The sequence below is a fragment of the Wolbachia endosymbiont of Spodoptera picta genome (genome assembly GCF_018141665.1).
Lineage (GTDB): Bacteria > Pseudomonadota > Alphaproteobacteria > Rickettsiales > Anaplasmataceae > Wolbachia.
The window spans coordinates 320,618-334,822 of sequence record NZ_CP067976.1; the positions used below are offsets into that span (position 1 = coordinate 320,618).

Genomic DNA, 14,205 nt, shown 5'->3' on the forward strand with positions numbered 1-14,205 from the left:
TAGAGTGAAAGATTAAGAGGAAATTTTGAAAAATAAGATAAAAAAGATAGTGATTTCAGGAAAAGAAGTGTGGCCGATTATCGAAGGTGGCAAAGGCATTGCAATTAGTGACGGAAGATCAAGTGGAGCATTTGCTGCAGCAGATGCTGTTGGTACATTTTCTGGTGCAAATGCTAAACTTATCGATAATAACGGCGAGTTAGTGCCACTAATTTATAAAGGTAAAACAAGAAATGACAAACACAAGGAGTTAATTGAGTATAGTATCGAGGCTGGAGTTAGTCAAGCAAAAATAGCGAATGAAATATCAAAAGGCCGTGGAAGAATACATATGAATGTGCTTTGGGAAATGGGAGCAGCAGAGCAAGTCCTTCATGGCATATTAGAAAAAGCAAAAGGCTTAGTTCATGGCATCACTTGCGGTGCTGGTATGCCTTACAGGCTTGGAGAAATTGCAGCTAAATATCAAGTTTATTACTACCCTATTATCTCATCGGCGCGCGCTTTTAAAGCGTTGTGGAAACGTGCTTACCAAAAAATATCTTCTTTTTTACTTGGTGGAGTAGTATATGAGGATCCGTGGCTTGCTGGTGGTCACAATGGACTCAGTAATAGTGAAGATCCAGAATTATCACAGGCTCCATTTGAAAGAGTTGCAGAGCTTAGATCTTTCATGAATGAAGTCGGTCTTTCTGAAACGCCAATTGTTATGGCGGGGGGAGTGTGGAATTTGAAGGATTGGGAACATTGGTTTGACAATTTACAAATTGGACCAATAGCTTTTCAGTTTGGCACTCGTCCACTTTTAACAAAAGAAAGTCCGATTTCTACGGAGTGGAAAAAGAAATTACTCACTTTAGAAGAAGGTGACGTATTTTTAAACAAATTTAGTCCGACAGGATTTTACTCATCTGCAGTAAGAAATAGCTTCATACATGAGCTACAGGAACGAAATTCACGTCAAATAAAATTTTCAGAAAGTGCGAGTGGAGAGTTTAATAATGAATTTGTAATAGGTAGCAGAGGTAGAAAGATTTACCTCACTGCAAAAGACAAAGAGCTAGCAAATGCATGGATTAAAGCAGGGTATATAGAGGTAATGAAAACTCCAGATGCAACTGTTATTTTTGTGACACCAGACAAATTTGCGGAGATAAGACAAGATCAAATTAATTGCATGGGATGTTTGAGCCATTGTCTGTTTAGCAATTGGAAAGATCATGGTGACCATTCAACAGGGCAAAAGCCAGATCCACGGAGTTTCTGTATACAAAAGACACTGCAAAACATTGTACATGACGGCAATGTTGAAAATGAACTTATGTTTTCTGGACACAATGTGTACAAATTTAAGCAAGACCCATTTTATGAGAATGGCTACATACCGACAGTAACAGAACTGGTGGAAAGGATATTAACTGGGTATTAGGTTATGGTTGAATTGACAATTAAACTTTACTTTGCTATAATAAATGTTTATTAATTTAATCTTAATTTAGGGGTAACTTTTATGCGTGATAGTGTTTTAAAAAGGTATGCACTTGCCTATATAAAAGAAACTGGCAGTGACAATGGTGTTCAAGAATTTTTACGTTCTCGTGGTATGCAAAATATTGAGGACTGGAGTGATAAAAATTTTGAAAATGCGTATAAGGAATTTAGGCGCTATAACCCAACTAATGAACACAATATAGGAAGTGATCGACGTGATAGTAGGCAACAACCTACAAGCCCTCAGGCTACACACGTATATGTACACAATAACAGAGGTTTAGATTTTTGGGATTATTTACTACTTAGCAACCTGTTTAGTGGTCGTACTACAGTTATAAACAATCCTGGTTTCATTAGTGGTGGCCAGCTAAGTAGAGAAGATAAGAAAAAAGACTCAGAAGACAACAGGAAATTATTAGCTTTAGGTATAGCAGCTGTAGTTGTGTGTGTTGCTTTCCATGCTTTAATGTGTGTTTGGTACAACAGTAGCGAAAAAACGGCTAGAAAATCAGAAAAGGTAGATTACCTGGATAATAAACTTAAAATGTTCAGAAATATAGAATTTGCAGTTGGTGCAATTTCTTTAGCAGCTTTGATAGGTTGTGCTATTAACCCAGTCTTACCAGTTTGGGGTTTAGTCATTCTTGGCATTAATTCTCTTGTGTGTCTTGCTGGTGGTGTGGCTTTTCATATGAAGCATGAGAAAGAGTCAGAAAATATTGAGAAAGCTAAAGAGGCGGTAGGTAGCTATCCTAGACAAGGGTATGGTTATGGAAATTATTCTCATGGTGTTGCACCACCTCCTTACCCTTTTGAAGAGCATAGTACTGCTCCAACTGTTCCTCCTAAAGGTGCATTTGATAATTCTTATCCAGAACAACATTTTGGAGGTTATGGACAGCAAACTGCTTACTCTAAAGCGTAAATCACTTACAGGATACCGCTGCAAAACGCAGCGGTATAATGGCTTTTCAGATTGCTTATACGATAGGATATATATTGATTTTTATTACTAGTGCAGATACGATAAAGCTTTAAACAGTACAAAATGGAGCAATTTGAGAGCTTTTACGTCACTACGCCAATATATTACGTAAACGACAAGCCACATATCGGCCACGCATATACTTCCCTTATCTGTGATGTTACAGCTAGATTTATGAAATTAGCTGGAAAGAACGTCAAATTTACTACTGGTACAGATGAACATGGACAGAAAATTGAAAAAGCGGCTAAGGTAAAGGGAATAGAGCCAAAAGAATTTACAGATGAAATAAATGTTACATTCAAAAAATTAGCTGAGCTAATGAACTTTGATTATGATGATTTTATTCGCACCACAGAAGAACGTCATGAAAAAGCAGTCATAGTTCTATGGAATAGGCTTGAAGAGAGAGGGCAAATATATCTGGATTCTTACTCAGGTTGGTATTCAGTTCGTGATGAAGCGTTTTATCAGGAATCAGAGTTGATAGATGGCAGAGCACCAACAGGTGCTGAAGTTCAGTGGATAAAAGAAGAGAGCTATTTTTTTCGCTTGTCAAATTGGCAAAACAAATTGCTAGAGTTATATGAAAATCAGCCGAATTTCATCTTTCCTGAGAGCAGAAAAAATGAAGTGGTATCGTTTGTAAAATCAGGACTTACTGACCTTTCGATTTCTCGTACTAGTTTTAATTGGGGAATAAAAGTACCAGGGAATGACAAGCACGTAATTTATGTTTGGATAGATGCGCTCACTAACTATCTCACATCAATAGGCTTTCCTAATATAGAAGATGAGGAATATAAGAAGTTTTGGACAAACTCCTTCAACGTTCATGTGATCGGTAAAGACATATTGCGTTTTCATGCTGTATACTGGCCAGCTATTCTTCTTGCAGCAGATTTATCACTGCCAAAGCAAATTGCAGTTCATGGTTGGTGGCTGAACGAGGGGGAAAAAATATCCAAATCCCTTGGTAACGTTATAGATCCAATTGGTCTGGCAGAAGAGTTTGGTGTTGATCAACTACGCTATTTTCTCCTTCGGGAAGCAAGTTTCGGTCAAGATGGTAATTTCAGTAAGAAGAACATGATCAGCCGCATAAACTCAGAGCTGGCAAACAATATAGGCAATTTAGTGCAAAGAACAATTTCATTTCTGCACAAGCAATGCTTTGGAGTTGTACCAGTGGTCGATCGCAATTTGCTTAAAGATGATGAGAGTTTACCAAATTGCAAAGCCATAATTGATCAAGTAATGGATCATCTATCAAAGTATGAATTGAACCAGATTATACTCCTGATTATCAATATCTCTTCCAAGGCCAATGCTTACATAGATAAAAGTGCACCCTGGACGTTAAGAAAAACCGATAGAAAGCTCATGGATTTAGTAATCTACAAATTACTGGAATTTATAAGGATAATTGGCATTTTGCTGCAGCCAATTGCTCCAAAGTCAGCAAAAATGATACTCGATCAGTTGCAAATTCCAAAAGAACAACGTGATTTAAAATCTCTGTGCAACGCATACGTAGGTTTAGACATTACACTGCCTAAACCTACGCCGATTTTTTTGAGGATCGATATTTAAAAAATCCTTAGTAAGCCGTTACAAGACCAGACTGAGTTGGCCGTTCTGTAGTTAGCCTTTTTAATTCAACAGAGTCAAAAAAAGTGCCTTGGCGTTTTGATGTATCTATACCGTTATCTACTTTGGAAGAAATGATTGAGATGCACCGAAATTATTTTTAGCACTCTTAAAAGAAGAATTTAACATTTCGTGAGACTCATCAACTTTACTTTTCAACATAGTCTGTGGAGTAGGTACATGGTGAGCTGATGGTAAATTTACAGTAGAATTACCATCAGCTTGGCCTAGATGTGCCTGCTGCTCAGATAATCCAGAAGCAGGATCTAAAGTACATACGAGAGTTGGAAACAACTTTGATGCTAAAGCTGCTACTATAACTGATGCGTACGTTGCAATACTACTAAATTTTACAATCTGAGTTGTTCTATCTTTTAGTTTCGGTTAATCACCTGTTTCTTTTGCTACTGCATGCAATTTTGGTTGATTACCTTCTTCTTTAAATAAATTGCTAAGAGCTTCAGAATCTAAAACTTCTTCTTGATTTCTTTTTTTACGCTCTTGATGCATTTTCTTAGCATCTTCATCAGAATTAATAATGTATTCTACCTTTTTATCTAGTTGTTTTTGCATTTTAGCTTTTTCTTTGACATTTTGAGCATCTAAACAAGAAGAAGTAATTGTTAGCTCTTTGCAGTGCAGCTGAAAGCGCAAAAACTAGAGCAGAAAATACAGTACCACTAATAATAAATGGAAGGCCAACACTTAACGCTGCAACTGGAGCTAAGAAACTAACATAAGGAGCTGCAGCAAACACTCCTGATGCTAACAAAGTTACTACCCCTTTTTTTTACAGTAAAGGTAGCAAAAAAAGCTACAAGTCTATGTAGTATTTAAACTCGCTCCTACTGGGACCTGAACCTAATCCACTACAACATATCAGAAAACATTATCTCTATTTTTTCTGGTTACACAATGAATTTTTTCTCAGCATAATGATTATGAGATTGCTTTTTAGCTTGGTTTTACTCAACTAAAGCTAAGTTATTAGAAATTACCTGGTTTATTTGAGCGTTAGCAATATGAGTATCTTGTTGTTTACATTTAGTACAATACATAATAGATGCAGCTCCAATAGCAGCTCCAACACAAGCAGCTCCAGCAATTAAGGCAATTTGATTAAAGTCTTTGTTATAACCTTGGTTAAATCCTTCACTGTGGCCTTTTTTGTAGCCATCCATATAACCATCTTCATAATTTTTTGTTGTGCAAAAAAACCATAAGCGTATGTAAATAATGCTCCTCCTGCAGCGTAAAATATACCCTGTATTCCAGGTTTGATTATGTCTGGAACAAGCCTAACGCCATTCTTTATTTCTTGTACTATAGAAATTGTTGTTAAGTTCTTTATGTTAAAATCATTGATATTCATTGCTTTTTGTAAAAAAAATTAAGCTATATACTTTATATCTTAACATTAATTTAGTTTTAAAACAAATTAATATTTTAATATAAGTTTTCTCTTTTGTAGAGAATCTGCTTTTTCTTGTTTTGTATGAACTTAGAAAATTTTTATTGTTCCAAATTTGGGAGAAAAACCCTGGACCATCCTTTTAAGAATATAATTTTAAGGTGAAAAATCTCAAAGAATATGGAATATTATAGAAAAAGCGGTCACTCTGTATATATCACATAGTGTGGATAACAAAATATCGATATCCAGTATTAGTTGGAGATATTGGACAGAAAGCTAAAGAAGTTGTACAAGAAGTATGTGCAAATAATCAATTAGAGAGGTAGAGTTGCGTCAACATGTATACGTTTCTGTACCCCCATACTTAAGTATTAGTAAGTTAGTGCAGTTAATAAAAGGAAAAAGTTCCAGAAAAAAATCCAGCAAAACTTTCCAGAGCTGAAAAAAAGATACTGGGTTATGGACATTTGTCAGGACTAGCGGAAATGTAACTGACGAAATGATAAAAAATTATATTGAAAATTACTCTGAAAAAGAAGATAAATTTGGTAAGTCAAAAGTTAGCATTATATGCTCTCTCTCAATCTTTGGATTTCAATCCATAGTGGTTGAATCTAAATAGGTGAATTTACGTTACCTAAATTAGTTACTTGTGATGAAAAATAGATCAGCAAATTTTCAATCAACAACAGCTAAAGACTTTTCTGCAACGTTGATTTCTCTTATATCTGTAACTTCGTCATTCTGATTAAACGAAATTTGCAGAGACTTACTACTGTACTTCCTTTTTCCCAAGAAGTTAGCTTGTTTAATTTTATATGAGACATAGTACCAAACATTTTCGTCGAACTTTGATACTAATGTTGGCGATCCTAAAGTATGAACCACTTTTTCTCTATCATCACCTACTTTTATTTTGCTCCACAGTTCAACATTAATGCCAGGAACTCCGTGATTGTGAATAGTGTGAGTGCAGCTCACTGTAAATAATAAAATAAAAGATATTAATACTCGCATTTCGTCAATTAATTATTTGAAATCATAATACACTGATAAACTATCTGTCGTCAAATTTCAAAAAAGTTAAATTGACTGACTCTCAATATCATTTAATATAATATTTACTTCAAAATAATTAGGTACCTTATGTCATTGCTAGAAGCAGATCCAATATACAAGCCTTTTAATTATCCTTGGGCATATGATGCATGGTTGCAGCAACAAAGGATACACTGGATACCTGAAGAAGTTCCGCTTGCTGATGATGTGAAAGATTGGAAAACTAAACTTTCGAATGTAGAGAAAAATTTATTGACCCAGATTTTTAGGTTTTTTACTCAAGCAGATATTGAAGTAAATAACTGCTATATGAGGCATTATTCAAATATATTTAAGCCAACAGAAATATGTATGATGCTTGCAAGCTTTTCCAATATGGAGACTATACACATTGCAGCCTATTCATACCTTCTAGATACGATTGGCATGCCAGAAAGTGAATATCAAGCATTCTTAAAATATGATGCTATGAGAAAGAAGTATGAATACATGTTAGAATTTGAGGAAAGTAAAAAGCACGATAAAAAACATGTTGCTAAAACTTTAGCAGTATTTGGTGCCTTCACTGAAGGATTGCAGTTATTTGCATCATTTGCAATTTTGCTCAATTTTCAACGGTTTGGAAAAATGAAAGGTATGGGGCAAATAATTGCTTGGTCAGCACGTGACGAAACCTTGCACACCAATTCAATTATCAATTTGTTCAATACGTTTATTAAAGAGAATAATGAAATTTGGAATGACGAGTTCAAAAAAGAATTATATTCTGCATGTCGCACTATTGTTGAACTTGAAGATGAATTTATAAGTCTTGCTTTTGATTTAGGAGATATTGAAGGGCTATCTGCAGGGGAAGTGCGCAATTATATACGTTACATAGCAAACAGAAGGTTAACGCAATTAGGTCTTAAATCTATATATAATGTTAAAGATAACCCTATTCCGTGGCTTGATGAAATACTAAATGGCGTGGAACATACAAATTTCTTTGAAAATAGAGTAACAGAGTATAGCCGTGCAGCAACTCAAGGCACTTGGGAGGAAGCTTTTGCTAAAAACGATACAAAAAGTGAATAGCAGTAACTTCACCCTTTTTTATCGTTTCAACGGAAGCTTGCGATACATATCAAAGGTGGAAGGAGGAAGAATTTGATATAAATCATCTATTTAGCCTAGAGAAAAGAGAGTATAGATATAAGGTTACATTATTGCATGTAATAGTTGGAGATTTTGATTGCTTAGAGGAGGAGAAGAAGAAGTTAATACGATATTTATTAGACAAAGGTGCTAATGTTAATGCACGAGATTCTTTTGGAAAAACTTCTTTGCACAATAGTCATGACAAAGAGGTAACACAAATTTTACTAGATGCAGGTGCTAATCTTTTTATAAAGGATCATTATGGAATGACTGCAAGAAAACATGCCCGTGATGAATCAGAGCAGCTTTTAAAAAAGGCAGAAGATAAATACAAGCATAAAACAATGAAATTTGGTGCTATTGTTGGTATTACGGCTGGAATGGGAGTTGGTAGTGGACTTTTTGCTGCTGCTGGTCTTTCATTACTAATATCGGCTTTTATTGGCGCAGCTTTATATATATAATTGAGAATAAAAAAACTGTGGATAACTCTGAAAAAGATCAAAAAAGACATCAAAAAGAGTATGATTAGATTGAAATATTTACAGAAAAACTTACTCAATTGATAAATATCTTAACGTTTTTTAAGAAAAGACAAATAGAGGGTCGTATTGGAGCTAAAGGTTGAAATTTTAAGTGTTTTTAAAGTAGCAATTTAATCTTAAAGAGGTACTTTAATAGTTCCTTTTAAGTACTAATCCGGAGGTTCAACAGGTTGTTGTTTAAAAGATTGGGAAATGTTTTTGTTAGTATTGAAAATTACATAATGTGTATTATGGAAAATATAAGAAACACAAGCTTTCAGCAAGAGAAAATGCAATTTTTGCTCTTCTAAAACAGCATAAAAAAGTTCCTGTTGAACTCCCAGATTAGCATCCAAAAACACTCAAGTATTATTTTAAGAGTATTTAAAATCTTCACTTAAAGACCATTCCTTACTCCCTTATTAGCTCTTATTAGAAAAATATCAAAATCACAACTAAAAAAGATTAAAGTTGATATAATTTTTTAGAGTTGTCCACTTTATTATGAATCTCCGAAGTACTCATAATGCGTAAAATATGTATTTCTCTGGGTTATCAACTGAGTTATTCACAATACTGTGGATAACTATCACAAACACTTAAACAAGAAAAAGGGGCTTTTACTCGAATAGATATTTTATAACGTCTTAATACTAACTCCACCGACATATAAATTTGCGTGGCTTTTTCCAGTATTAAGCAATGCAAGTCCAATATTGTCGACACTAGAGCGTAGTTCTCCTACTTCTTCATTATGTTCACTGATTACTTTAGTGCCAATATTTGGAAGTGCATTTTTTCCCTCAACAAGGTAAAGTTTCCTTCTGAATTTTTCTTGTCTGCTCATTCGATTTACAACTTCCTGACCTATATAGCACCCTTTATTAAAGCTTATACCATTTATCTTATCGATTAAATATTGCAGCGGAAATGATGAATTTTGCACCATATCTTTTGCTCCATCTGGGACAAGGTTTTTAATTCTAACTTTTTCATACTGAATAAAATCTCCAACCGGTTCTTTTATTTCATCTTCATGTATGATCCTCATTCCTAGCAGCTTGTGCCTTGGATCTTGAAAAATAACTTGTGACTTACTACTACACTCCGTCAACTTAGCATCAAACAAAACTCCAACCTTATATAGTGAACTAATGTCTTTAATCCTCACTCTAAGGTAAGTTTTGAGCAAGTCTAATTTTTCAATTATTTGCTGTAGATGGGCATTTTCACACTCCAAATAAATATATTTATCATGCTCAATGAGGAAAAAATCGTACAGATATTTTCCCTGAGGGTTGAGTAATAAAGAGTAAATTGCCTGCTGGCTACTTAGTTTATTAATATCATTTGTTATAACACCCTGAAGAAAATCTCTCGTATCTAGTCCGTATAAAGATATTAGACTACGGTTTGCTAGCGGTATGTAACCCATAAAACTTCTGTTCAAACCTTAATTATACACTTTTACTAACTCCAACCCTTGAAATGTAACCTTTAGATGACTACATAGAATTATAGGTTAATCTATTAATGAGGAAACATAAATGTCAAGTGTAAATTTGAATGTATTAGATGATAACGTGCTAATAAAGCCTATTACTGAAGAAAAACAAGGTGGAATTGTACTACCATCAAGTGCTGAAAAGAAGCCTACTAAAGGTGAAGTTATAGCAATTGGTAGTGGTTCACGCAACTCAAGCGGAGAGCGTATAGCTTTAACTGTAAAAACTGGTGATAAGGTTTTCTACAGGCAGTGGGCTGGAACAGAAGTAGAGCATGATAATGAAAAGTATGTCGTGATGAAGGAGTCAGACCTACTTGCTGTTATCAAGTAGGTATCCCTATTTTACTAAACTAATGCGCTATATAGTGCATTATGTATTTTAATATTCTAAATTTTTTATTAATTTAAGGAGTGATAAAAATGGCTAACATAGTAGTATCAGGCGAACAGTTGCAAGAAGCCTTTCGTGAAGTTGCAGCAATGGTTGACTCAACGGTGGGAGCAACTGCAGGGCCTAGGGGAAATACAATAGGAATTAGCAAGCCATATGGTGGACCAGAGGTCACAAAGGATGGCTATAAGGTAATGAAAGGTATAAAGCCTGAAAAACCATTACACTCTGCGATAGTAAGCACCATTGCTCAAAGTGCTTCTCAGTGTAATGACAAAGTTGGTGATGGTACCACAACATGCTCAATACTGACTAGCAATATGATAATGGAAGCTTCAAAGTCAATTGCAGCTGGAAATGATCGTATTTGTATCAAAAATGGAATACAGAAGGCAAAAGATGTGATATTAAAGGAAATTACATCAATGTCTCGCACAATTTCTTTAGAGAAAATGGATGAAGTTGCACAAGTTGCAATAATTTCTGCAAATGGTGATAAAGATATTGGTAATAGCATTGCTGATGCTGTTAAAAAGGTTGGAAAAGAAGGCGTCATCACTGTTGAAGAGAGTAAGGGTTCAAAAGAATTAGAAGTTGAACTTACAACTGGTATGCAGTTTGACCGTGGTTATCTCTCTCCATACTTTGTTACAAATAATGAAAAGATGAGCGTGGAGCTTGATGATCCATATTTGCTGATTACAGAAAAAAAACTTAATATTATTCAACCTTTACTTCCTATTCTTGAGGCTATTTTTAAGTCTGGTAAACCTTTGTTTATCATTGCAGAAGATGTTGAAGGTGAAGCATTAAGCACTTTAGTGATCAACAAATTACGTGGTCTAAAAGTTGCTGCAGTAAAAGCTCCAGGTTTTGGTGATAGGAGAAAGGAGATGCTCGAAGACATAGCAGCTTTAACAGGTGCTAAGTATGTCATAAAAGATGAGCTTGGAATCAAGATGGAAGATTTGACTCTTGAAGATCTTGGTACTGCTAAAAATGTTAAAATCACTAAAGACAATACCACAATTGTTAGTGAAGACAGCGACTGTGATAAACAAAACAGAGTAAATGCTAGAATTAACCAGATTAAATCTCAGATTGAAACTTCAACCTCTGATTATGATAAAGAAAAGCTGAGAGAGCGTTTAGCGAAATTATCAGGCGGCGTTGCTGTGCTCAAAGTTGGTGGAGCAACCGAAGTAGAAGTAAAAGAACGCAGAGATAGAGTTGAAGATGCACTTCATGCAACAAGAGCTGCAATTGAAGAAGGGATAGTTCCAGGTGGAGGAGTTGCACTTCTTTACGCTGCATCTGCTCTTGACAAGCTAAAAGCTTCAAGCGATGAAGAGCAAATAGGTATCAACATTGTCAAAAAAGTTCTCAGTGCCCCAATCAAAAGATTGGTTAAAAATGCTGGTCTTGAATCTGCTGTTATAATTGACTATTTGATTAAGCAGAATGATAAAGAGCTTATATACAACGTTGAGGCTATGAACTACGCTAATGCATCAACAGCTGGTGTAATTGATCCGGCAAAAGTAGTTCGTATTGCTTTTGAAACGGCAGTGTCTGTAGCAAGCGCACTTATTACTACTGAATCTATGATAGTTGATCTACCAAACAAAGAAGAAAATGCTTCATCACCTATGGGTGCAGGAGCAATGGGTGGAATGGGTGGATTCTAAGTAAACAAGAGCCTTGGAGCAATTTCTCCAAGGTATCTTTCTAGTTCTAAAAAGTCTTACATTTATAAAGGAAATAAATTTGTGATTTTCTATGCAAAGCCACTACTATTTATATTTGTTACGTCTTTTTAACATTATAACTGCTTAAAAATAAAAAAATAATATATGAAAGTTATAATTGCTAGTATATTTCTATTAGTAGAATATTATATTAACAAATGATTTATATAATATTTTTATTATAATAGATAGAACTTAAATTATTTTCTTCATAAATAGAGTATTTATGAAAATACGTATATACTCAATCCTACTTTTACTTTTTGCTTGCACTCAATTGTGTGCTGAAGAAGAAGTTGCAAAATTTGATCTGCTCATTGGTAAGGTAAATAAAGCAAACCTCACCATTGAAGGCGCAATAAAGGTTACAATAAAACCAGGTTGGCATATATATTACAAAGACCCTGGAGATTTCGGCCTTCCTACTTCCTTTGACTGTCAGGGTAACATATCAAATATAGATATTCATTGGCCTACTCCCAAGGAACATGAAGATAAAGTTGGGGAAGTTACATTTGTTAGTAACATATATGAAGATATGGTGTTATTTCCCTTTAAAACTAATATCATTCCAAATCAGAAATACGCTGATATTAACTTTCATATAAAGTACGCAATATGTAAAGATAGGTGTATCCCTAAAAATGCCGAGATAAAAACCAGTCAACCACTAAAGGATTTTATGGATTCCGATATCAATAAACTCATAAATGAGTGGTATGAAAAACAGGATTTTAGCAGGCTTACTATAGCTTTTATAGTGTTACTTCTCATAAACAATAAGTTAGGTATTTTTCAATTTTTGCTATATACTCAAGTAAAAATCTCTCTTTTACAGATGGATACAGTAAAGTTTGTTTTATTACTGCCAACAATACTACTCATAGTAGTTGCTGGTGTTTACCTATCGGTTAAACTAAAATGGTTACAGGTGTTTAGACTACCGTATGCCGTTTCACTTATTGGAGCTAAAAGAGGAGAAAATAAATTTTCTTCTATAGCCGCCCTGTTTACAATCTTAGGAGGAAATTTAGGAGTAGGAAACGTTTCAGGCACTGCTGTTGCTCTAAAAACCGGAGGACCAGGATCCATTCTATGGATGGCAATAATTATTGTTGTTACTTCTGTGATAAAATATGTTACTTGTTACCTAAGTATAAAAACCAGAAAAGAAAAAAATGGACGGTTTATAGGTGGACCTGTAGCCTACATGACTGATGCATTTAATTCTAGAAAAGCTACAGTTGTGTTTCTAGTTATTATGATGATGGTTTCAATAACAGTTGGTAACCTTGTTCAGGTAAATTCTCTATCAATACCACTCAGCATGGTAGATATACCTGTAGTCATTGGCGGCATTGTAATGGCCATAATATTTTTTGTTGTTGCAGCTCTCAGCTTAAAAAAAATTAAAATTTTTATATCGGCTATGATACCGATAATGACGGTAAGTTACCTCACACTTTGCGGTATCATATTATTTAAGTTTAGTGAAAATATTCTTCCTTCTCTAAAACTAATAACAAGCAATTTTTTTACAACTAGTAGCTTTAACTCTGGCTTATCTTTAGGTTTAATTTTAGAAATGTTGACTATTATTCAAGTAGGAACTCTGCGAGGTATTTTTGCAACAGATATAGGACTTGGCCTCGAAGGAATTGTACACTCCTCAATTACTCCTAAAAAAAATAACAATAAATTTATCATTGAACAGAGTCTAATCACAATAATATCTCCTTTTATAGTTGCACTCATAGTGTTCATTACAGCAATGGTACTGCTTGTCACAGATTCTTGGATTACTGATTTAGAGAGCACTAACATGTGCATTTTTGCTTTTAGAAAAGCTATGAATTGGCCCTATACTGACTATTTAATTATGGCTATAATGTTTTGTTTTGCCTTTACTACTATCTTTACTTGGTTTTTTTGTTCAAAACAAACAATACGCTATGTATCTATGGATAATAAATACACTAAAATCTGGACTGTAGTTTTTACCTTAGTCATTCCATTTGGTGCAATCGGTGGAGTTAAGTTACTCTGGGATATCGCTGATATTTCAATTGCTGCTTTGCTGCTCATAAACATACTTGCTATACTCAAGCTCACTTCTCAAGATCCAGAAGTATTTACTATGAGTAGCAAATACTTGAAGTTGTAAAAACAGAGCTAAAGCAATATTTTAAGTTATCATCCCAGTCTGGAATCCAGCCTTTCATGAACTTCATCAAAAATGTTATGTTTTAACATAATACTTTTATGCTCACTAACTGAGTGCCACTGGATCCCA

General features: G+C 34.5%; 14 protein-coding genes and 2 pseudogenes. 10 read left to right on the plus strand and 6 right to left on the minus strand.

Annotation, left to right across the window (positions count from 1 at the left end):
• The first annotated feature begins 25 nt into the window (after positions 1-25).
• The 3 genes from JKF54_RS01345 to metG all read left to right on the plus strand — a co-directional run bounded on the left by JKF54_RS01345 (position 26) and on the right by metG (position 4,072).
• On the plus strand, positions 26-1,429 hold the full coding sequence (locus JKF54_RS01345; RefSeq protein WP_211908328.1) for an NAD(P)H-dependent flavin oxidoreductase: 1,404 nt from the start codon (positions 26-28) through the stop codon (positions 1,427-1,429).
• An 81-nt stretch (positions 1,430-1,510) separates the two neighbouring features.
• Entirely contained in the window at positions 1,511-2,419 is a 909-nt protein-coding gene (locus JKF54_RS01350) for a hypothetical protein (protein ID WP_211908329.1), read from the plus strand.
• Positions 2,420-2,542: 123 nt separating this feature from the next.
• Entirely contained in the window at positions 2,543-4,072 is a 1,530-nt protein-coding gene (gene metG / locus JKF54_RS01355; protein WP_211908330.1) for a methionine--tRNA ligase, read from the plus strand.
• A 117-nt stretch (positions 4,073-4,189) separates the two neighbouring features.
• On the opposite strand, the gene JKF54_RS01360 is transcribed toward metG, so the two are convergent.
• The 4 genes from JKF54_RS01360 to JKF54_RS06260 form a co-directional block, all read right to left on the minus strand.
• Positions 4,190-4,423, minus strand: a complete 234-nt coding sequence (locus tag JKF54_RS01360) for a hypothetical protein (protein WP_246433212.1) — start codon at positions 4,421-4,423, stop codon at positions 4,190-4,192.
• 90 nt (positions 4,424-4,513) lie between these two features.
• Positions 4,514-4,702, minus strand: a complete 189-nt coding sequence (locus JKF54_RS06255; RefSeq protein WP_246433213.1) for a hypothetical protein — start codon at positions 4,700-4,702, stop codon at positions 4,514-4,516.
• A gap of 1 nt (position 4,703) precedes the next feature.
• Positions 4,704-4,901, minus strand: a complete 198-nt coding sequence (locus JKF54_RS01365) for a hypothetical protein (RefSeq protein WP_211908331.1) — start codon at positions 4,899-4,901, stop codon at positions 4,704-4,706.
• Between the two features lie 193 nt (positions 4,902-5,094).
• On the minus strand, positions 5,095-5,310 hold the full coding sequence (locus JKF54_RS06260) for a hypothetical protein (protein WP_246433214.1): 216 nt from the start codon (positions 5,308-5,310) through the stop codon (positions 5,095-5,097).
• 410 nt (positions 5,311-5,720) lie between these two features.
• Between JKF54_RS06260 and tnpA the strand changes: the two are divergent.
• Positions 5,721-6,165 (plus strand): annotated as a pseudogene (gene tnpA / locus JKF54_RS01375) (IS200/IS605 family transposase).
• Positions 6,166-6,221: 56 nt separating this feature from the next.
• Here the strand turns inward: tnpA and JKF54_RS01380 are convergent.
• Positions 6,222-6,560, minus strand: a complete 339-nt coding sequence (locus tag JKF54_RS01380) for an outer membrane protein assembly factor BamE (protein WP_211908332.1) — start codon at positions 6,558-6,560, stop codon at positions 6,222-6,224.
• Positions 6,561-6,689: 129 nt separating this feature from the next.
• Here JKF54_RS01380 and JKF54_RS01385 point away from each other — a divergent pair, with 129 nt between their 5' ends.
• Positions 6,690-7,679 (plus strand): ribonucleotide-diphosphate reductase subunit beta, encoded by a 990-nt coding sequence (locus JKF54_RS01385; protein WP_211908334.1) that lies wholly within the window; start codon positions 6,690-6,692, stop codon positions 7,677-7,679.
• Positions 7,680-7,810: 131 nt separating this feature from the next.
• A complete protein-coding gene (locus tag JKF54_RS01390; RefSeq protein ID WP_211908336.1) occupies positions 7,811-8,206 on the plus strand; it encodes an ankyrin repeat domain-containing protein in 396 nt (131 codons plus the stop codon).
• Between the two features lie 697 nt (positions 8,207-8,903).
• On the opposite strand, the gene ygfZ is transcribed toward JKF54_RS01390, so the two are convergent.
• A complete protein-coding gene (gene ygfZ, locus JKF54_RS01395) occupies positions 8,904-9,701 on the minus strand; it encodes a CAF17-like 4Fe-4S cluster assembly/insertion protein YgfZ (RefSeq protein WP_211908338.1) in 798 nt (265 codons plus the stop codon).
• Positions 9,702-9,813: 112 nt separating this feature from the next.
• Here ygfZ and JKF54_RS01400 point away from each other — a divergent pair, with 112 nt between their 5' ends.
• The 4 genes and pseudogenes from JKF54_RS01400 (at position 9,814) to JKF54_RS01415 (ending at position 14,076) form a co-directional block, all read left to right on the plus strand.
• Positions 9,814-10,104, plus strand: a complete 291-nt coding sequence (locus tag JKF54_RS01400; protein WP_007302813.1) for a co-chaperone GroES — start codon at positions 9,814-9,816, stop codon at positions 10,102-10,104.
• 89 nt (positions 10,105-10,193) lie between these two features.
• Positions 10,194-11,852: a chaperonin GroEL gene (gene groL / locus JKF54_RS01405; protein WP_007302814.1), complete on the plus strand. Its 1,659-nt coding sequence runs from the start codon at positions 10,194-10,196 to the stop codon at positions 11,850-11,852.
• A 286-nt stretch (positions 11,853-12,138) separates the two neighbouring features.
• Positions 12,139-12,561: pseudogene (locus tag JKF54_RS01410) on the plus strand (protein-disulfide reductase DsbD domain-containing protein); the annotation flags it as partial.
• 189 nt (positions 12,562-12,750) lie between these two features.
• Positions 12,751-14,076, plus strand: a complete 1,326-nt coding sequence (locus JKF54_RS01415; RefSeq protein ID WP_211908705.1) for an alanine/glycine:cation symporter family protein — start codon at positions 12,751-12,753, stop codon at positions 14,074-14,076.
• Positions 14,077-14,205: the final 129 nt, after the last annotated feature.